23 protein-coding genes and 1 riboswitch are annotated in these 16347 nt (G+C 39.4%); of the genes, 6 read left to right on the forward strand and 17 right to left on the reverse strand.

Features of this window, described 5'->3' with window-relative positions; genetic code table 11:
* Window positions 1–46 precede the first annotated feature (46 nt).
* Window positions 47–298 carry a hypothetical protein gene (locus ACTFWY_RS02220; protein ID WP_123836354.1) on the forward strand — a complete coding sequence of 84 codons (252 nt, stop codon included), beginning with the start codon at window positions 47–49 and terminating at the stop codon, window positions 296–298.
* On the opposite strand, the gene ACTFWY_RS02225 is transcribed toward ACTFWY_RS02220, so the two are convergent.
* The 4 genes from ACTFWY_RS02225 to ACTFWY_RS02240 are packed head-to-tail and all read right to left on the reverse strand — an operon-like array spanning window position 279 to window position 1103.
* Window positions 279–410 (reverse strand): hypothetical protein, encoded by a 132-nt coding sequence (locus ACTFWY_RS02225; protein WP_263864509.1) that lies wholly within the window; start codon window positions 408–410, stop codon window positions 279–281. The genes ACTFWY_RS02220 and ACTFWY_RS02225 overlap by 20 nt on opposite strands.
* A 5-nt stretch (window positions 411–415) precedes the next feature.
* Window positions 416–610 (reverse strand): hypothetical protein, encoded by a 195-nt coding sequence (locus ACTFWY_RS02230; protein ID WP_123836355.1) that lies wholly within the window; start codon window positions 608–610, stop codon window positions 416–418.
* Complete coding sequence (locus tag ACTFWY_RS02235; protein ID WP_123836356.1) at window positions 607–909, reverse strand: hypothetical protein; 303 nt, start codon at window positions 907–909, stop codon at window positions 607–609. Before ACTFWY_RS02235 ends, ACTFWY_RS02230 begins: the two co-directional genes overlap by 4 nt.
* Before the next feature lie 11 nt (window positions 910–920).
* Window positions 921–1103: a hypothetical protein gene (locus tag ACTFWY_RS02240; protein WP_439927217.1), complete on the reverse strand. Its 183-nt coding sequence runs from the start codon at window positions 1101–1103 to the stop codon at window positions 921–923.
* A 296-nt stretch (window positions 1104–1399) separates the two neighbouring features.
* Here ACTFWY_RS02240 and ACTFWY_RS02245 point away from each other — a divergent pair, with 296 nt between their 5' ends.
* The 4 genes from ACTFWY_RS02245 (at window position 1400) to ACTFWY_RS02260 (ending at window position 4089) form a co-directional block, all read left to right on the forward strand.
* On the forward strand, window positions 1400–1723 hold the full coding sequence (locus ACTFWY_RS02245) for a helix-turn-helix domain-containing protein (protein ID WP_439927435.1): 324 nt from the start codon (window positions 1400–1402) through the stop codon (window positions 1721–1723).
* Between the two features lie 7 nt (window positions 1724–1730).
* Window positions 1731–2135, forward strand: coding sequence for an ImmA/IrrE family metallo-endopeptidase (locus tag ACTFWY_RS02250; protein WP_123836359.1), 405 nt, complete (start codon window positions 1731–1733; stop codon window positions 2133–2135).
* A gap of 90 nt (window positions 2136–2225) precedes the next feature.
* Window positions 2226–2840: a hypothetical protein gene (locus ACTFWY_RS02255; protein WP_123836360.1), complete on the forward strand. Its 615-nt coding sequence runs from the start codon at window positions 2226–2228 to the stop codon at window positions 2838–2840.
* A gap of 103 nt (window positions 2841–2943) precedes the next feature.
* Window positions 2944–4089 (forward strand): tyrosine-type recombinase/integrase, encoded by a 1146-nt coding sequence (locus ACTFWY_RS02260; RefSeq protein WP_311809784.1) that lies wholly within the window; start codon window positions 2944–2946, stop codon window positions 4087–4089.
* Between the two features lie 94 nt (window positions 4090–4183).
* Here ACTFWY_RS02260 and ACTFWY_RS02265 read toward each other — a convergent pair whose 3' ends face one another.
* The 7 genes from ACTFWY_RS02265 to ACTFWY_RS02295 all read right to left on the reverse strand — a co-directional run bounded on the left by ACTFWY_RS02265 (window position 4184) and on the right by ACTFWY_RS02295 (window position 11495).
* Window positions 4184–4459: an HU family DNA-binding protein gene (locus ACTFWY_RS02265; RefSeq protein WP_003126821.1), complete on the reverse strand. Its 276-nt coding sequence runs from the start codon at window positions 4457–4459 to the stop codon at window positions 4184–4186.
* A 234-nt stretch (window positions 4460–4693) separates the two neighbouring features.
* The gene (gene der / locus ACTFWY_RS02270; RefSeq protein ID WP_003126818.1) at window positions 4694–6004 is read right to left on the reverse strand and encodes a ribosome biogenesis GTPase Der; all 1311 of its coding nucleotides are present in this window, start codon (window positions 6002–6004) and stop codon (window positions 4694–4696) included.
* 167 nt (window positions 6005–6171) lie between these two features.
* Entirely contained in the window at window positions 6172–7380 is a 1209-nt protein-coding gene (gene rpsA / locus ACTFWY_RS02275) for a 30S ribosomal protein S1 (RefSeq protein WP_003126816.1), read from the reverse strand.
* Between the two features lie 307 nt (window positions 7381–7687).
* Window positions 7688–8359 carry a (d)CMP kinase gene (gene cmk / locus ACTFWY_RS02280; RefSeq protein ID WP_003126814.1) on the reverse strand — a complete coding sequence of 224 codons (672 nt, stop codon included), beginning with the start codon at window positions 8357–8359 and terminating at the stop codon, window positions 7688–7690.
* A gap of 74 nt (window positions 8360–8433) precedes the next feature.
* The gene (locus tag ACTFWY_RS02285) at window positions 8434–9069 is read right to left on the reverse strand and encodes an SAG1386/EF1546 family surface-associated protein (protein ID WP_003126813.1); all 636 of its coding nucleotides are present in this window, start codon (window positions 9067–9069) and stop codon (window positions 8434–8436) included.
* A 72-nt stretch (window positions 9070–9141) separates the two neighbouring features.
* Complete coding sequence (locus ACTFWY_RS02290) at window positions 9142–10518, reverse strand: RecQ family ATP-dependent DNA helicase (protein WP_113849938.1); 1377 nt, start codon at window positions 10516–10518, stop codon at window positions 9142–9144.
* The gene (locus ACTFWY_RS02295; RefSeq protein ID WP_003126811.1) at window positions 10512–11495 is read right to left on the reverse strand and encodes a helix-turn-helix domain-containing protein; all 984 of its coding nucleotides are present in this window, start codon (window positions 11493–11495) and stop codon (window positions 10512–10514) included. Before ACTFWY_RS02295 ends, ACTFWY_RS02290 begins: the two co-directional genes overlap by 7 nt.
* 35 nt (window positions 11496–11530) lie before the next feature.
* Here ACTFWY_RS02295 and ACTFWY_RS02300 point away from each other — a divergent pair, with 35 nt between their 5' ends.
* A complete protein-coding gene (locus ACTFWY_RS02300) occupies window positions 11531–11746 on the forward strand; it encodes a ferredoxin (protein ID WP_003126810.1) in 216 nt (71 codons plus the stop codon).
* Between the two features lie 41 nt (window positions 11747–11787).
* On the opposite strand, the gene ACTFWY_RS02305 is transcribed toward ACTFWY_RS02300, so the two are convergent.
* From ACTFWY_RS02305 to fur, 6 genes are all read right to left on the reverse strand, one after another.
* Window positions 11788–12381: an ECF transporter S component gene (locus ACTFWY_RS02305; RefSeq protein WP_003126809.1), complete on the reverse strand. Its 594-nt coding sequence runs from the start codon at window positions 12379–12381 to the stop codon at window positions 11788–11790.
* Window positions 12382–12535: 154 nt separating this feature from the next.
* Window positions 12536–12660: riboswitch (FMN riboswitch) on the reverse strand.
* Between the two features lie 81 nt (window positions 12661–12741).
* Window positions 12742–13458, reverse strand: coding sequence for a pseudouridine synthase (locus ACTFWY_RS02310; RefSeq protein ID WP_081131786.1), 717 nt, complete (start codon window positions 13456–13458; stop codon window positions 12742–12744).
* Window positions 13458–14036, reverse strand: coding sequence for an SMC-Scp complex subunit ScpB (scpB, locus tag ACTFWY_RS02315; RefSeq protein WP_003126807.1), 579 nt, complete (start codon window positions 14034–14036; stop codon window positions 13458–13460). The genes ACTFWY_RS02310 and scpB overlap by 1 nt, the downstream gene beginning before the upstream one ends.
* The gene (locus ACTFWY_RS02320) at window positions 14029–14781 is read right to left on the reverse strand and encodes a segregation/condensation protein A (protein ID WP_003126805.1); all 753 of its coding nucleotides are present in this window, start codon (window positions 14779–14781) and stop codon (window positions 14029–14031) included. The genes scpB and ACTFWY_RS02320 overlap by 8 nt, the downstream gene beginning before the upstream one ends.
* A gap of 14 nt (window positions 14782–14795) precedes the next feature.
* A complete protein-coding gene (gene xerD / locus ACTFWY_RS02325) occupies window positions 14796–15686 on the reverse strand; it encodes a site-specific tyrosine recombinase XerD (RefSeq protein ID WP_439927166.1) in 891 nt (296 codons plus the stop codon).
* A gap of 89 nt (window positions 15687–15775) precedes the next feature.
* Window positions 15776–16246, reverse strand: coding sequence for a ferric iron uptake transcriptional regulator (fur, locus tag ACTFWY_RS02330; RefSeq protein ID WP_003126803.1), 471 nt, complete (start codon window positions 16244–16246; stop codon window positions 15776–15778).
* Between the last annotated feature and the right edge of the window lie 101 nt (window positions 16247–16347).

Below are 16347 nucleotides of genomic sequence, written 5' to 3' on the forward strand. Positions count from 1 at the left end.
TTATCAGTCAGTGGTCGGCTGAAATAATTGATAAGGAGGTATTAATATGAAAGAATATAAATTTGAATATCATTCTGAATTGCCAATTGAATTCGTTGATATGTTCAAGGTTGATATTCCTGCTGAAACACGCACTTACTTCAATATCGACTCAAACATGATTGTTCAAGAATTTGAAGATGATACAGTGTTATGCATTACAAGAGACGATTATCAACTTTCGATTCATTCGAATAAGAAGTTTAATCAGACAATTCCGGTAAGAAGTAAGAAGGTTATTATTTCTTTTGAGGAATAACCGTTCCATAACCAGTAGTCGGATTGTATAATATTTGTTGCTCCTCGCTACTCCTAATAGCTTGGAGCAATTCTTTTACTTCGTTTGGTGTTGCCTCGATTGTGATTTTCATTTCTCTCACCTCACTTCTATTTGCCGATTCAATCGGTTTTGATAAAGTAGTTCTTGATAACTCCTTAATTCCCGAATCGATAAATCTCGTTGTGTATCAGTCAGTGGTACTTTCCGATCGTGTAACTGCTCATGCAAACTTCTAACTTTTTCTTTGGCTAGGGTGTCGATTAGTAGCTCTTGTTGCAAGTTGTAGTTCATGCTGTAACACCACCAAGCACCTCGTGTGGCGACAATTTATTGGTTAGATACTTGTTAGTGTCTTTCCACTTTAGAAACCATAAGAATGTTTGGTAATGAATAAATGTGGTCGAAGGTCCCGGACGAAGCAAGCCTTCTGCAAATTCAGGAATTTCGTCCATCTCCTTGCAATATTGCAGCAAAGCCGATTTTGACATTCCATGAAATTTTTCTAGGATAAGCCCTTGCCGATACCAATCATCTGGATTTACTTCTTTTTCAGCAGATATGATCAATTCTTTTAATGTCGGCTTTTTCAATTTGATCCCTCCTATCTGATTTTGTAATGAGCAATAATGTTGGTGATTTGTTTCGGATGTTGTTCAGGGTTGTTTAAAACTCTTCGAAGATATTGCTCGGACACGTTTAACGCACTTGCAACATCTGGGATTAGCCATCCTTGTGCATTGAAATAGTCTAAAATCTTTTGAACTGTTTCCTTTGAAATTGCCATTCTATTCACCTCACTTGTCAAATTTTGAAACAAGTTTAACAACCGTTTTAGAAATTATGTTGACATAGATAGATTAATAATCTATACTAAGTGCATAGTTAAATAAGACATATAAACATTGATTTAAAGGCTTTCTTGGCGGTTGGCATTTATTAATCAACGGCGTTTTTGTTGTCTTCTTAGTTGTTAAACTTGTTTACAAAACATAGTATAGATTATTAATGTATATAAGTCAAACATTTTTACATTATTTATCTAAACTTTTTTTGTAAGCATTCAGAAAGGTTGAATTATCAATGAATACTTACGAAACAATAAAAGAATTAGCGAAAGAAAAAGGACTATCTATTAGACAGCTAGAAATAAACTTTGGATATTCAAATGGATATTTGGGCAGTTGGAAAAGACAAACGCCTAACTCAATTGAATTGGCCCGTTTGGCTGATTATTTTGGAGTAAGTGTAGATTATTTATTGGGAAGAGAAGAAAAGACTTCTTTGGCAGAGAAACATGACGTATTTGCGTTTGACGGAGAACCAGTAACAGATGAAGAAGTAGAGTTCTTGAAATCAGTTCTAGCTGCCAAAAGAGCTGCAGATAAAAAGAGTAAAGCGATGTGATGTGTATATGTGCGAGGTTAATCATCATTTGCTAAAAATAGTAAATGATATGGGTTTGGATCTGATCTTTACGGATATGGATCGAAGCGGTATATATTACGCTGAAGAAAAAACGATTTTTCTAAGCGATAGATTACTTGAAAAAAATTCTGATTTTGAAATATCTCATGAGCTGGGGCACTGTATTAAGAAACACGAAGAATTATCAGATTACTATAATGCAACTGATTATGGTAGACGTAAGTTAGAATTCGAAGCCAATAGAATTGCGATTGAAATCCTATTGTATATATGGGCAAATGAATACGACTTTGACAAAGAGCAATTGAATGCGGTTAAATTTATGGAGTACTACAATATTCCGTGGACTTTAGAGGGATACGTTCGAGAAAGCATGAGGAATTACGCATAAAAATACCCCTACCGAAGTTACAGCTTCGATAAGGGCTACTCATTTCTGAGTGATTACAAAATTATTATATCAAAGAAATGAGGTAATTGAATGAAAAAAGTGGTTTTTGGGATTGTCTTCATTGGTATCTTTCTATCGGGATGTACTTCTTCAAACAGTTCTAGCCAGACGAAAGAAACATCAAAAACTAATTCTTCGTCAAAAGATATTACATCTTGGAGTTCTGGGGAGTCGTATTCAAGTCCCTTTTTAAATGACAGTACAGAAGAATCAGTATCTACTAATCAAACATATGGTTTAAATGAAGAGGCATTTGTTGGAACCTCTGCTACAGAACCTGTATATTCTCTTAAAATAGTGAAAGCTACAACCAAGCTTGATAACACAGATGATTTTTATACTAATGGTAAACCTGAAAACACAGTTCAAGTCACTTACGAGTATAAAAACTATAATTATGATAATCCTTTAATTGTAAGATCTCAATTTATCAATGGATATGATTCAACCGGGCTGGCAGGAGAAACGCTCTCTATCATGCAAGGACAAACTGAAGTTTCTAAAGGCAAAACAGCTCAGTCAACAATATACATCGTTATGAATGAACCGATGACAAACAAATCAGAAATTGAAATTGAGTACATCAATGATTTTTCATTAAATTTTGAAGGATCATTAGTTTTCAAGGTTCCATTAGAACACTAAAAAACACGCCCCTCTTTCTTGGCGGTCAGAAGGCGTGTGAAACAAAATAAACGATAGGCTTATTTAGTCATGCCTATTGTATCAAAGAATCGAGGTAGACACAATGTGGGTCGAAGATTTAGGTAACGGAAGATATAAATTCATAGAAAGATACAAAGATCCGTACTCTGAGAAGTATAAGAAAAAGAGCGTTATTCTTACAAGTAACTCCGCTCAAGCTTCTAACAAAGCACGTAAAATATTAGATAAAAGGATTAACGAAGCGGTTAACGAGAAGAAAAAAGAAAGAATCATGTTTCACGATGCGATAGATCAATGGTATGAGAGTCATAAAAAGCCTCTTAGAAATAGCTCTAAGATGGCATATTCGGCTACTATAAAAACGGTAAAAGAAATGATTAATTCTGATGTTTGGATGGATAACATCGATGCCCCACTTTTACAAGCGGCATTTAACAAGCTTGATTATTCGGATGAGTATATGTCTACAATAAAATCAATCTTCAATATGGTATTTGAATACGCTCGTAGAATGAGCTACATTGATTTTAATCCAATGACTGATATTATCATTAAGAAAAGACCAAAGACTCGTGAAGACTTCAAGAAGCTCGAGAACAAATACTTGGAGCGTGAAGAAGCTGAGAAACTTATTGAAGAACTATATCGTCGACCATCGACATATCGTTTAGGTAGACTCGCTGAATTTATGTTTTTAACAGGTATGCGTGTTGGTGAGGCTACAGCAATGCAACCCAATGATTTTGATATAAAGAATCAGCGAGCGTTTGTAAATGGATCAATCGACCGAACCGAAGGATACCGAAAAGGTGTCAAAGGACCAGTTAAAACAAACGCCTCTTACAGAACTATAGATATTACCCAAAGAACAATTGATCTTGTGCAGCGAACAATAGATGAAGTGAGTTTAGATGCTATTGATAACCCAAAATTCAAAAAATTAAACTATTTATTCGTAACAAAGAATGGTGTCCCAGTTCAAATAAACTCTTTCAACCTTGGATTAAAAAAAGCTGGAGCTAGAATTGGACTAGAACATAAAAATTTGTCTTCTCACATTTTTCGTCACACTCATATTTCTTGGCTCGCTGAAAAGGGCTATCCTCTGAAAGCGATCATGGATCGAGTTGGACATGAAGATTCTAAAATAACAAATCAAATATATACACACGTAACTAAAAACATGCGTGCTAACATACTTGAAGATTTGGAAAAGGATGGACTTTAATATACAATATTTTGCCCCTTTTCTGCCCCTTTACACTATATGTAAAAGACAAAACCCGTTAGAGCCCTAGAGCCCCAACGGGTTTTTTGCGAAATTATTTCACTGCGTCTTTAAGAGCTTTACCTGGTTTGAATGCAGGTACTTTGCTAGCAGGGATCTTGATTTCTTCACCAGTTTGTGGGTTGCGTCCTTTGCGTTCTGCACGAGAACGAACTTCAAAGTTACCAAAGCCGATCAATTGAACTTTTTCACCGTTAGCTAAAGCGTCTTGAATTGTTGAGAAGACAGCGTCTACTGCTGCTGTAGCGTCTTTCTTTGTCAAGTCAGTAGCTGCTGCAACTTTTTCGATTAATTCTGCTTTATTTGCCATGGATGGTTTCACCTCCTGATTATTTTTTTGATGTCATACATCAACAAAAATCTTGAGTGGTCCAAGTTTTTTGTCAAATATTGATATCCATCAATATTCTGATATAACGTTATCATAAGAACGTTGTAATATCAAGGATTTTAACGTTTTTACTACTGTTTTTTTTAGGATTTATCGTTTTTCTGTCAAAAGAATAGAATTCTTTGTCAAAAGCAGCAAAGTATGATAAAATCGCTACTTTCGTCTTCTTGGAATGATTCGAATCGGAGTTCCTTCAAAAGTAAATGCTTTCCGGATCTGATTCTCTAAAAAGCGCGCATAAGAAAAATGCATCAACTCTTCTTCATTAACAAAAATAACAAATGTTGGTGGCTTGACCGCAACTTGTGTCGCATAAAAAATCTTCAATCGTTTTCCTTTATCCGTTGGCGTTGGATTGATGGCTACTGCATCCATGATCACATCATTCAATAATGCAGAAGGGATACGCATGTTTTGATTCATGCTGACTTCTTCGATCAAAGCTGGTAACTGATTCAACCGCTGTTTCGTTGCCGCTGATACAAAGATGATCGGGGCATAATCTAAGTATTGAAACTCATCACGAATCTCCGCTTCAAAGTCTCGCATGGTATTGGTTTCTTTTTTTAGCAGATCCCATTTATTGACAACTAGGATGATCCCACGGCCAGCTTCATGAGCATAGCCAGCGATTCGTTTGTCCTGTTCACGAATTCCTTCTTCCGCATTCAAGACCATTAGAACCACATCGGAACGTTCGATGGCACGCATCGCTCGCATGACACTGTATTTCTCTGTTGATTCGTAAACTTTTCCTTTTTTACGCATTCCTGCAGTATCAATCATAGTGAACTCTTGCCCATTTTCACTTGTAAAATGAGTATCGATCGCATCCCGGGTCGTTCCTTCGATATCCGAAACGATGACACGTTCTTCACCTAAAATCGCATTGATTAACGAAGATTTCCCGACATTTGGTCGCCCAATCAAACTAAATTTGATGATCGATTCATCCTCTTCCTCTGCTTCTTCTGTAAAATGCTTAACGGCTTCATCAAGCACATCTCCGATCCCTAATCCATGACTGCCGGATATTGGATACGGATCACCTAATCCTAATGTATAGAATTCATAAATATCTGCACGCATTTCTGGATTGTCGACTTTATTGACCGCTAGAATCACAGGCTTATTGCTCTTATACAAAAGGCGAGCAACAAGTTCATCTGCATCCGTCACACCTTCTCTGGCACTCGTAATGAAGACGATCACATCTGCTTCATCGATCGCAATTTCTGCTTGATGTTTGATTTGATCCATAAACGGCTCATCGCCTAAGTCGATTCCACCTGTATCGATAATACTGAACTCTCGACCTAACCATTCACCTGTTGCATAAATTCGGTCTCTCGTCACACCCGGAGTATCCTCAACGATCGAGATTCGTTCTCCGGCAATCCGGTTGAAAATAGTCGATTTCCCGACATTCGGACGTCCGACGATCGCAATTGTTGGATTTGACATTTTTTACCCTCCATTTATAAGAAGCGAACTGCTGAATACAGCTGCTTCTGCTTTTCAATCTTTCTTAGTTTACCTAATGCATCACTAACTTGCAAGTCTTGATGACAAACAAAAAAGCAGCTTATAACAAATTCAAAAAACGAATCGTTATAAGCTGCTAGGCTAGATTATTCTTCGTCGTTATCTTTCAACGCATCGCCCAAGATATCACCCATGGTAAAACCAGTGGATTCTTCTGGTAATTCATAGTCATCTTCTGCAGGCGCTTCTTCCGCTTCCTCGGCTTTTTCTAGTGCTTTGATGCTCAAAGCAATCCGATGATCGGTTGGATTCACTTCAAGAACTTTCACTTGCACTTGATCACCTTCATGCAACACTTCATGAGGCGTTGCAATATGTTTATGTGAGATTTGCGAAATGTGGATCAATCCTTCTACACCAGGGAAGACTTCCACAAAAGCACCAAAACTAGTTAGTCGTTTTACTACACCATCTAAAACACTACCAACGGGTGCTTGTTCTTCGATATTGCTCCAAGGTCCAGGCAATGTATCTTTGATCGATAACGATACGCGTTCTTTATTTGGATCAACGGATAAGACACGGACATTGACAGTATCACCAACAGATAAAACATCACTCGGTTTGCCTACATGGGCATGAGAAATTTCTGAAACGTGTACTAAACCATCAATTCCACCCAAGTCAACAAAAGCCCCAAAATCGGTCAATCGTGCAACTTTCCCTTCGATTTCTTGACCTTCATAAAGATCAGCTAGCAAGGCTTCTTTTTGTTTCTCTTTTTCAGCCTCAACCACTGCTTTATGGGATAAAATCAAGCGGTTCTCAGAAGGTTCGATCTCAACAATCTTAAAGGTGAGTGTCTTGCCTTTATAATCTTCAAAATCAGCTACAAAGTGGTCCTCAACCATCGAAGCTGGCACAAATCCGCGTACGCCAACATCAACAACTAAGCCACCTTTGACTACATTTGTTACAGGCGCTTCAATGATCTTACCTGCTTGGAAATCTTTTTCGATATCTTCCCAAACTTTCTTCGCGTCTAAACGACGTTTTGAAAGTAGATAGCTGCCGTTTTCTTTATCTTTACCGATTGCAGAAATAACAACTAACTCTAAAACATCGCCCACTTTGACTACTTCATTGATATCCTCAACAGGCAATGTAGACAATTCTTTTGCTGGAACGACTCCTTCTACACCTGCTCCTTCGATGCCAACGATCGCTTGTTTGTCTTCGATGGCTAAAACTTCACCTTTGACAATATCGCCAACGTTCACTTCTTGGAAGTTATCCAAAGCAGCTTCCATTGATTCATTCCCATTTTCCACTTGATTATTTTCAAATTCTGTCATGTCTTGTGTCCTCCTAACCAACAATTGTACGTAAATGCACTACATCCCTTAGTTTAAATTAGAATGCCAAAAAAATAAAGCGATTTCGCTTATTTTCACAAAAAACTGTCAATAATTGTTCTCAAAAAACGTTTCCTTCACTATTTTGCTTCAAAATCACTGTTTCATACAAAAAAAACTGGCCCCTCCGACCTAAAAACCCCAGAGTTCGAACAATATTTCTACGCGAAAATTCCGATATTTAATGAAATTTCTCATGAGAATCGTTCGGTTCTGTTTTTTTAGGTCGACTAGCGCCAGTGGTTGATTATTCCATTTTTTGATCAACGATTTGCTGAATCGCTGCAACGACTTCTGTAATGGACATTCCTGTCGTATCAATGCGAACTGCATCATCGGCTTGTTTCAAGGGAGAGATTTCTCGATGAGAATCTAAATAATCCCTTTGCTCGATTTCTTTTTTTAATGTGTCAAAGGAGGTGGTGATTCCTTTTTGCTGGTTCTCTTTGTATCTTCTTTCTGCTCGTTCTTCTACACTCGCCACGAGAAAAACCTTTACTTCCGCTTGAGGTAAGACTGCGGTGCCAATGTCGCGGCCGTCCATTACAACACCGCCATTTTCAGCAATTTTTTGTTGCTGTTGGACCAGTTTTTCCCGAACTTTTTGATAAGCAGAAACTTTGGAAACAGCGTTGGTTACCTCGGGCTGGCGAATCTCTTCTGTCACTTTTGTTCCATCTACAAAAACATCTTGTCCTGTCTCAGTTGGCGCAAAAGTGATTGGATAAGTATCGATCAATGCCACAAGCCCGCTTTCATCTTCTAATGAACACCCTGTTTTAAGAGCTAAATAAGTGATACTACGGTACATTGCCCCTGTATCCGTATAAACATATCCATAATGCTGAGCTAAAATTTTTGCCACTGTACTTTTGCCCGATGAAGCTGGACCATCGATGGCAATATTGATTTTTTTCATTTGTTACTCCTTCTCAACAACTACCGATCAACGGCCTTTTAACTTTCAAGAAAAAAAACCGCCAAAGCGGTTTTTTATTTAATTCGTAATGTATCGCCTGGGTAAAGCATGAAATTACTTGGATCGATCCCGTTTAATTGATACAAAGTCTCGACAGAAATACCTGTACGTGCTGCTACTTGTTCTGGACCTTCACCAGCTTGAACAGTCGTATATTGCTCTGTTCCTTGGTTGGTTTCTCCCTGATTCGCTGCACCTTGATTCGTCGTTCCTTGGTCTGCATTTCCCTGATTGTTCTGGGTGTTGTTTCCTTCTGCTTCACTGTTCGCTGGCTCTTCAGACTCACTGCTTTCAGATGAGGAAGAAGATGATGACGACGATGACGAACTACTGCTGGAAGTAGATGATTCACTGACTTTTGTCGATGACTCAACAGTCGATGATTCTGTGCTGGCAACTGTACTGCTACTTGTTGATGAGGCAACAGTCGCTGTATCATTTGAGCGGTTTAAGACCCAAATCCCCGCGCCAACAGGAATTGCAACGATCAAGAAAAGTAAAACTAAGACGATCGTCAAAAAGAGTGAATTCCCGCGTTTTTGTTTCCGCTGTTGTGATCGTGAGGCAGAATCTTCATATTCTGTATCATAAATTGGTTGTTCCCACGGCTCTTGATTTTCTGAATTATAGTTTTTGTCTTTCTTGCTCACTCGTATTACCTCCTAATATCCTTCCGATGTATTATAACATAGCTTGAATCGAACTGTCTTTTAAAAAACGATTCAATTTGTTTCTTTAAAAATTTTTAGTAAACGTTCCTGCCACGAGTTCTTTCTTTGCGGCTTGAATTCCTTTTGGTCAAGCCGAATTTCAATACCATCGATATCACAACACTGGTCAAGCGGTTGTTTTTCTTCGTCAAAATGAGCCAATAAAAAACACCGTCGACAACTAGTACAGTGAATGTATTCGAGCATCGTTTTTAGCTGCTGCTTTTTTTCCCACTCATTTTGCTTTAAAATAGCAAACCATTTGTTGGCACCATACTCATTGATTTTTGCTTGCCATTTTTCCTGCAATGGGGAAAGCATCAAAGATTGCGGCGTCATTTCCAGCTGTTCTCTTTCTGCACTTAGTTCCTTTTGAAAGAAATAATGGATGGTTTCGTCTCCAGGACGATAGAGTAAGATCGCATAGCTTTGCTTGCCATCTCGACCTGCTCGGCCAATTTCTTGACTATAGTTTTCTAACGAATCCGGCAGATCATAATGGATCACAAAGCGAATATCTTGTTTATTGATCCCCATTCCAAAAGCATTTGTGGCGATCAATAACTGCAGCTCGTTCCGACTAAACTGCTGCTGAAGGACTTTACGCTGATCACTGGCTAATCCACCGTGATAATACCCCACAGAATACTTGCCGCGTAATTTTTGATAAAGTTCTTCCACCTTGTTTCTAGTGGCACAATAAATAATTCCCGCACCTGACAATTGCTGCAAGTAATGCATTAAAAGCGTGTCTTTTTCTTCGCCGCTTTTATCAACGATCAGTCCAATATTTTTGCGATCCATTCCATAGCGAAAAACTTGATGCGTTTTTCCTAAAAGGTTTTGTTGAATATCTCGTGCCACCTGTTCGGTTGCCGTGGCAGTCAAAGCCAGAGTCGTTGGTGCTTTTAATTGTTGTTTGACCGCAGCTAGCTGAAGGTATTCTGGTCGAAAATCGATCCCCCACTGAGAAACACAGTGTGCCTCATCTACGACCAGCAATGCGATTCTACTATTTGCCAATGCTTGGAGAATCGTCTTTTGAACAAGCATCTCGGGACTAATAAATAGAAATTTATACTGCTGTAGATGGCTAAGAACAAATTTTCGTTCAGCGAATGATAAGAGACTGTTAAAAGCGATCGCTCGTCTCTCACCATTTTTTTGCAAACTATACACTTGATCTTCCATCAAAGAAAGCAATGGTGATACGATTACTACCAACCCTTCCAGCAAATAACCCGGCAGTTGATAGCATAAGCTTTTGCCGTTACCAGTGGGCATGATTGCTAATGTATCCTGATGATTCAGAACCGATTGGATCACTTCTTTTTGACCTGTCCGAAAATGGGAATGACCAAAATAGTGTTTGAGCGCCTGTTCTAACATAGGATCCCTCGCTTTTGTGCAATTTGATTGATTCGGATACTTAAAAAATCCAGCGGCACTTCTTTTTGAAGAATGTGATAAGGCAATTTCCATGACAATGGAGGGAACTGCTGCTTTGTGGCAAAATAGTGATAAGGAAACTGATCATCGATGATCGCCCATTCGATCAAGTGATCGTTGACTGTTCCTCGCTTGATCTGTCTAAGTGCCATGATTTCCTCAATCGACTTCCCGCTGAGAAATAAGCGACGGGTCTTCAGCATGCTTTGGTTGAGGTTTTCTTGATAAAACGGGTTTAACCCTGCTGCTAAAAGAGGAGATTGCTTCTTTGCCACTGATAAAAAGCAGTGGATCGCTGCCGCTGGAAAAAACTGATTCCAAGGCATTTTTTGGTAGTTATCTGGTAACAGCTGAAAAAAAGTCTGACCAATTTGCTCAGGTCCTGTCAACGTCCCTGCCAAAAAGTCGGCAAATTCTCCCGGAATCTGCTCGAAGACTGTCCAAAGCTCAGTAAACAACGCCTGCTTCAATTTTGGATGCTGCCGAATCAGCTGCCGAACCGGTTCTGTGAACATAGGAGTGTTCTCCACAGGAATATATCGATTACTGATTTCTTGAAAAGCAGCCGCTTGAACAAGCAGCTGTACCAAGCGCCACATCTGTTCCCCCCGGCGACCGAATTGAAAATAATTTAAATGACGGCAGAGTGTCTCTACTTCAGTAAGCGTTGCAGGTGCAACTGTCTGGAGAAACCCTTTTTCATCTGCTACAAGTTGTTTGGCAGCAATCAGCGCCGTGATTCTTTTATTAAATTCATCCTCTTCAAGATTCGGCATTGCTTGAAAGTAACCTAAGCGATCATAAAAAAAAGCATAACTCAATACTGAACTCGTTCGTTTGCCGTAAAGTATTTGATAAATGGTTGACGGACGCAACTTGTCAGAATGATGAAACAACGCTAAAATAAAAGCATCCATATGTCTATACTTACCTCCAGAAAGGAAACAATTCCATGTCTCAACGCTGCAAAATCATTCCTGAGCGCTGTATCGCTTGTGGACTATGCGCGGTCTGTGCCCCTGATATTTTTGATTATGATGAAGATGGTATCGTCTTATTTGCTCAAGAACCAGCCGCTCGGCAACAGTTTATCATAGAAGATCAGCAAGAAAAAGTCTTAGCTGCATATAAAAAGTGTCCTACTCGGGCGATACTGTTAGAAAAATAAAAAGATCGCGTTTGCTCAAAAGCAACACACGATCTTTTTTATTATTTTCCAACTGGTGAATGTTGCGGTTGTTTACGAGCCAACCAAGGCAACAACTTCGCATGAAGGATCAAGAAGACCCCACTGACGATAACTCCTTTGATCAAGTTAAAAGGAATAATACCGATGCTGACATAACGCGCTAATGACATGCCAAGGAATTGATCTGCTGTAACACCAAAGAAGCGCAGGTACAATGGTGTGATGACATATAGATTGGCAATACTCATAAAAGCAGTTAATGCGAGGATTCCTGTGACCACTCCCACGAATTTATTTTTCGCATGGATCCCTTTACGGAAAAAGTAGTACATTGGCAAAGTGAAGACACAGGATGCCAAGAAACTTGCCGTGTCTCCCACGAGATCTGCTGGTGAAAAACCAGATAGAAACAAGTGTAAGAGAGAACGTAGAAACGCGGTTGCCACGCCAGCAAAAGGACCGAATAAAAACATGACGATCATTACTGGAATATCGCTAAAATCGATTTTCAAAAAGCTAAACGCCGGGATGATGGGAAACGCAATAAACTGTAAGACTGTTCCCATTGCTGCACACATTGCTATTGTTACCATTTTTCTTGTTTTGTTGTTCATTAATACAAATCCTCCTAAGTTCAGGATTCCTCTTCAAACGAACCTATTAAATTTCCTTGATTCCTTACTTGTCGGCGCCAGACAAAGTAAAAAATGCCCTCTTTTCCACAGGGAAAAAGAGGGCATTTGAAAAACCATAGGCAAATCAAATACGCTCTATCTTCTTTATCCAGACTTTACTGTCGGTATCGGAATTTCACCGATTCAGCTACTTCAAAAGAAGTAGGTCGTGGACTATCACCACCGGTCGGGAATTGCACCCTGCCCCTGAAGACGAACCTTTTATTTATAATACATGTTTCATTATACACAAAAATTCTCGATTGACAAATTTTTTAAGCATCTTTTGCTGTGTACTGGTTATTTCACTTGGTTTTTTAATTCATTGACTTCTTTTTTCGTCAACTCCCGATACTCTCCAGGGCGCAACCCAGCTAATGTCAACGAACCATACATTTCCCGTTTCAATTTTTGGACCGGTAAACCAACTGCTTTAAGCATATTTTTCACTTGATGATTACGGCCTTCATGAATCGTCAATTGGACGATACTTGTTTGAGTAGCAGCGTCTGTCGACAAAATCTCAAAGCGAGCAGGTGCGGTTTTCTTGCCTTCGATCCGAATTCCTCTAGACAAGGGCAATAGTTGTTTTTTATCAGCGATTCCTTTCACTTTTGCCACATAGACTTTATCCACTTCATGTTTTGGATGCATCAGTTTTTGTGAAAGATCGCCGTCATTGGTCAGCAATAATAAACCTGAAGTATCATAATCCAACCGTCCGATTGGGTAGAGACGTTCTGGAACTTCAGTAAAAAAGTCTAAAACAACTTTCCTTTTTTTATCGTCAGTTACTGCTGAGATTACGCCACGTGGTTTATAGAGCATATAGTAGACGGGCGATTCTTGTTCAATTGGGACACCGTCAACTTCCACGCGATCTTTGGCACTCACCTGTACTCCTAGTTCCTTAACAATTTGACCATTGACACTGACACGACCTGCCACAATCAACTCTTCTGCTTTTCTGCGAGAAGTGATTCCAGCATGTGCGATTACTTTTTGCAAACGTTCCATTATGAGTCTCCTTCTTGTTTGTAACGATCATAAAAAAGATCCACTGGTCCATCTTCTTCGAGTTCGTCTTCCATTGCTTGAATATCAGGTAATTCGGCTAATGATTTCAAGCCAAAGTAATCCATGAAGTATTCAGTGGTTCCATATAAAATTGCTCGACCTGGTCCATCAACACGGCCTTTTTCCTCGATCAATCGTTTTGCGACTAATTTCTGTACGGAGCCGCTGGACTGGACCCCACGAATCTCTTCTACTTCGATTCGTGTGATCGGTTGCTTGTAGGCAATGATCGACAATGTCTCTAACGCAGCTTGCGAAAGAGAGTTGCCCATTGGCGATTCTGCGTATTTCTTTAATAACGGTGCGACTTCTTTCTTTGTGGACAAAACAAAATGATTCCCAACTTCTAAAATATGCAAGGCTGAATCTTCATTTTCTTCATAACGCTGATTCAATTCTTGCAAGTACTGATAGACAGCCGCAGTTTTGCTATTGACTAAGTAGCTTAATTCTTCTAATCCGATCCCTTCATCTCCTACGACAAAGAGAATCGCTTCTATTTCACTATATTTACTCATCTGTTTTACCTGCTGGGTAAAGCAAGATCGATTCATAGTTTCCTTCTTGCTCTACTCGAATATATCCTTTTTTCATTAATTCTAATAATGCCATGAAAGTGGTAACGACTTCTGTTTTGCTGTAATTGGTGAAAAAAGAATCAAAACGTCGTCCCTTTTTGGCATTTCGTTGCTGCATTTCCAATTGGATCGTCGCCATTTTTTCATCAATGGTACTTTCATCTGGTGTGATCTTTGTCTCCAGTACTTTCCGACTCTTTTTCTTTTCAAGCATTTTATGAAAAGCCAAGAATAAATCGATCGTGTTGAACCGGTTGGCTGCCAATTCATCACTTTTTTCTTTATAGGCATCGACATCCATCGGATCTTTCGTAAAGTATAAACTTCGTTCTTCCGCTTTTTCGGATAATTGTTCGGCTGCGTATTTGTATTTACGGTATTCCAATAGCTGAGCAACCAGCATATCCCTTGGATCTTCTTCATAAGGATCGTTTTCTTCAATCAAGATCTCTTGTTTTGGCAGCAGCATCTGGCTTTTGATTGCCATCAGTGTAGCAGCCATCACCAAGTATTCTCCGGCAACCTCTAACTCTAAACTTTTCATTGCATGAATATATTGCATATATTGTTCGGTGATCGCTGCAATTGGAATATCATAGACATCGATCTCCAATTTTTGGATCAGATGCAGCAACAGATCCAACGGTCCCTCAAAGACATCTAGTTTGATATTGATTTCTTCCATGTCTTCCTCTATTTCTAGGCACGAGGAAAGTGCTGCTTATACACTTCCGTCATCCTTTTTTTCGTAATATGAGTATAGATCTGTGTCGTGGATATATCTGCATGCCCTAATAATTCTTGAACGGTACGCAAATCGGCACCATTTTCCAATAAATGGGTGGCAAAACTATGCCTTAGCGTATGTGGCGTCACATTTTTTGTAATGCCTGCCTTGCGCACGAGGGCCTTTAAGTTTTTCCAGATTCCTTGACGAGAAAGTTGTTTTCCATGATTATTGACAAAAAGATGACTCTCTTCTGGATGTTTCCGAGTCAAAAAAGGGCGTGCTTCTTCCAAGTAAGTTTCGATCCACTGAATCGCCAGATCTCCTAAAGGAACGATTCGTTCCTTGTCACCTTTCCCTGTCGTCTGCAACAGACCCATGCTTAAATGAAGGTCTTTCAGTTGCAACCCGATCAGTTCACTGACCCGAAGGCCGCTAGCATACATCACTTCAAAAATCGCACGATCGCGGATTCCCAACACTTCTTTGGTATCCGGTGTCTCGATCAAGCGCTCAACCTCAGAAAGGCTCAATGTATCAGGCAGTTTCTGTTGTTTTTTTGGGGAATCGATGTGCTGCATAGGATCATGATCCGTAAAGCGTTCTTGACGGAGAAATTGATGAAACCTTCTCAAGCTTGATACCATTCGAATAATGGTCGCCGAGGATTTCCCTGATTGCTGCAATTGCTGCAAAAAAGAGAGGATCAAGACACGATCCACCGCCTGCCAATCTTTGATGTGCTGTTCCGTCAAAAATGTAAGGTACTGCTCTAGGTCGCGCTCATAACTTTTACGGGTATTTTGGGATAGCCCCCGCTCAATCGTCAGATAATGCAAATAATCGATGATCTGTTCTTTCATACACGTCCCCCCTACTTTCAACCTCTTTATCATAACAAATTAAAGCTTGATATGATAGTAGTTCAACCACAAAAAAAGCTGAGGAGCAATTACGCTTCACTCAACTTCGCTGCATTTTTTGTCTGACACTTCTGACACACTCCATGAAAAGTCAATCGGTGGTCTTTTACTAGAAAATGGTATTTTTTCTCTACGATGTCTTCGACACCTGTCAGCAGATCTTCTTCTACTTCTTCGATACTGCCACACTCTAAACAAAGCAGATGGTGATGGAAATGCTTTGCTCCTTCTTTGCGCAGATCGTAACGAGAAACACCGTCATTGAAACTCACCTTGTCCACGATTTTTAGATCAGTTAAGATTTCTAATGTACGATACACTGTAGCTAGTCCGATTTCTGGACTTTTTTTGCGCACAAAAAAGAAAATTTCTTCTGCAGATAAATGATCTTTCTCATTCTCCAAAAGAACCAACAAGGTAGCTTCTCGTTGTGGAGTCAATTTAAATCCTGATTCATGAAGTTGTTTTTTTGTCTTCTTTAAAGCAGCAGTTGTATTCATACAGGCCTCCATACATCGCTAATTTATAACGATTCTAATCTAAGAGACGTCAACTCTTAGATAATATTGTAATCATTATAAATTAGAATGAGAAAAGATAC

It is taken from the genome of Enterococcus sp. 125944 (assembly GCF_051909435.1).
In the GTDB taxonomy this organism is placed as follows: Bacteria; Bacillota; Bacilli; order Lactobacillales; family Enterococcaceae; genus Enterococcus_D; species Enterococcus_D gallinarum.

Bases quoted from the DNA above. Each gene is read 5' to 3' on its own strand.
- ACTFWY_RS02260 (WP_311809784.1), top strand. From the start codon at position 2,944: ATGTGGGTCGAAGATTTAGGTAACGGAAGATATAAATTCATAGAAAGA.
- ACTFWY_RS02320 (WP_003126805.1), bottom strand. From the start codon at position 14,781: ATGGAAGAAATCAATATCAAACTAGATGTCTTTGAGGGACCGTTGGAT.
- ACTFWY_RS02295 (WP_003126811.1), bottom strand. From the start codon at position 11,495: ATGGATGCTTTTATTTTAGCGTTGTTTCATCATTCTGACAAGTTGCGT.
- fur (WP_003126803.1), bottom strand. From the start codon at position 16,246: ATGAATACAACTGCTGCTTTAAAGAAGACAAAAAAACAACTTCATGAA.
- ACTFWY_RS02220 (WP_123836354.1), top strand. From the start codon at position 47: ATGAAAGAATATAAATTTGAATATCATTCTGAATTGCCAATTGAATTC.
- scpB (WP_003126807.1), bottom strand. From the start codon at position 14,036: ATGAGTAAATATAGTGAAATAGAAGCGATTCTCTTTGTCGTAGGAGAT.
- ACTFWY_RS02265 (WP_003126821.1), bottom strand. From the start codon at position 4,459: ATGGCAAATAAAGCAGAATTAATCGAAAAAGTTGCAGCAGCTACTGAC.
- der (WP_003126818.1), bottom strand. From the start codon at position 6,004: ATGTCAAATCCAACAATTGCGATCGTCGGACGTCCGAATGTCGGGAAA.
- ACTFWY_RS02300 (WP_003126810.1), top strand. From the start codon at position 11,531: ATGTCTCAACGCTGCAAAATCATTCCTGAGCGCTGTATCGCTTGTGGA.
- ACTFWY_RS02305 (WP_003126809.1), bottom strand. From the start codon at position 12,381: ATGAACAACAAAACAAGAAAAATGGTAACAATAGCAATGTGTGCAGCA.
- rpsA (WP_003126816.1), bottom strand. From the start codon at position 7,380: ATGACAGAATTTGAAAATAATCAAGTGGAAAATGGGAATGAATCAATG.
- ACTFWY_RS02250 (WP_123836359.1), top strand. From the start codon at position 1,731: ATGTGCGAGGTTAATCATCATTTGCTAAAAATAGTAAATGATATGGGT.
- ACTFWY_RS02310 (WP_081131786.1), bottom strand. From the start codon at position 13,458: ATGGAACGTTTGCAAAAAGTAATCGCACATGCTGGAATCACTTCTCGC.
- ACTFWY_RS02225 (WP_263864509.1), bottom strand. From the start codon at position 410: ATGAAAATCACAATCGAGGCAACACCAAACGAAGTAAAAGAATTGCTC.
- ACTFWY_RS02240 (WP_439927217.1), bottom strand. From the start codon at position 1,103: ATGGCAATTTCAAAGGAAACAGTTCAAAAGATTTTAGACTATTTCAAT.
- ACTFWY_RS02255 (WP_123836360.1), top strand. From the start codon at position 2,226: ATGAAAAAAGTGGTTTTTGGGATTGTCTTCATTGGTATCTTTCTATCG.
- cmk (WP_003126814.1), bottom strand. From the start codon at position 8,359: ATGAAAAAAATCAATATTGCCATCGATGGTCCAGCTTCATCGGGCAAA.
- ACTFWY_RS02245 (WP_439927435.1), top strand. From the start codon at position 1,400: ATGAATACTTACGAAACAATAAAAGAATTAGCGAAAGAAAAAGGACTA.
- ACTFWY_RS02290 (WP_113849938.1), bottom strand. From the start codon at position 10,518: ATGTTAGAACAGGCGCTCAAACACTATTTTGGTCATTCCCATTTTCGG.
- ACTFWY_RS02230 (WP_123836355.1), bottom strand. From the start codon at position 610: ATGAACTACAACTTGCAACAAGAGCTACTAATCGACACCCTAGCCAAA.
- xerD (WP_439927166.1), bottom strand. From the start codon at position 15,686: ATGAAAGAACAGATCATCGATTATTTGCATTATCTGACGATTGAGCGG.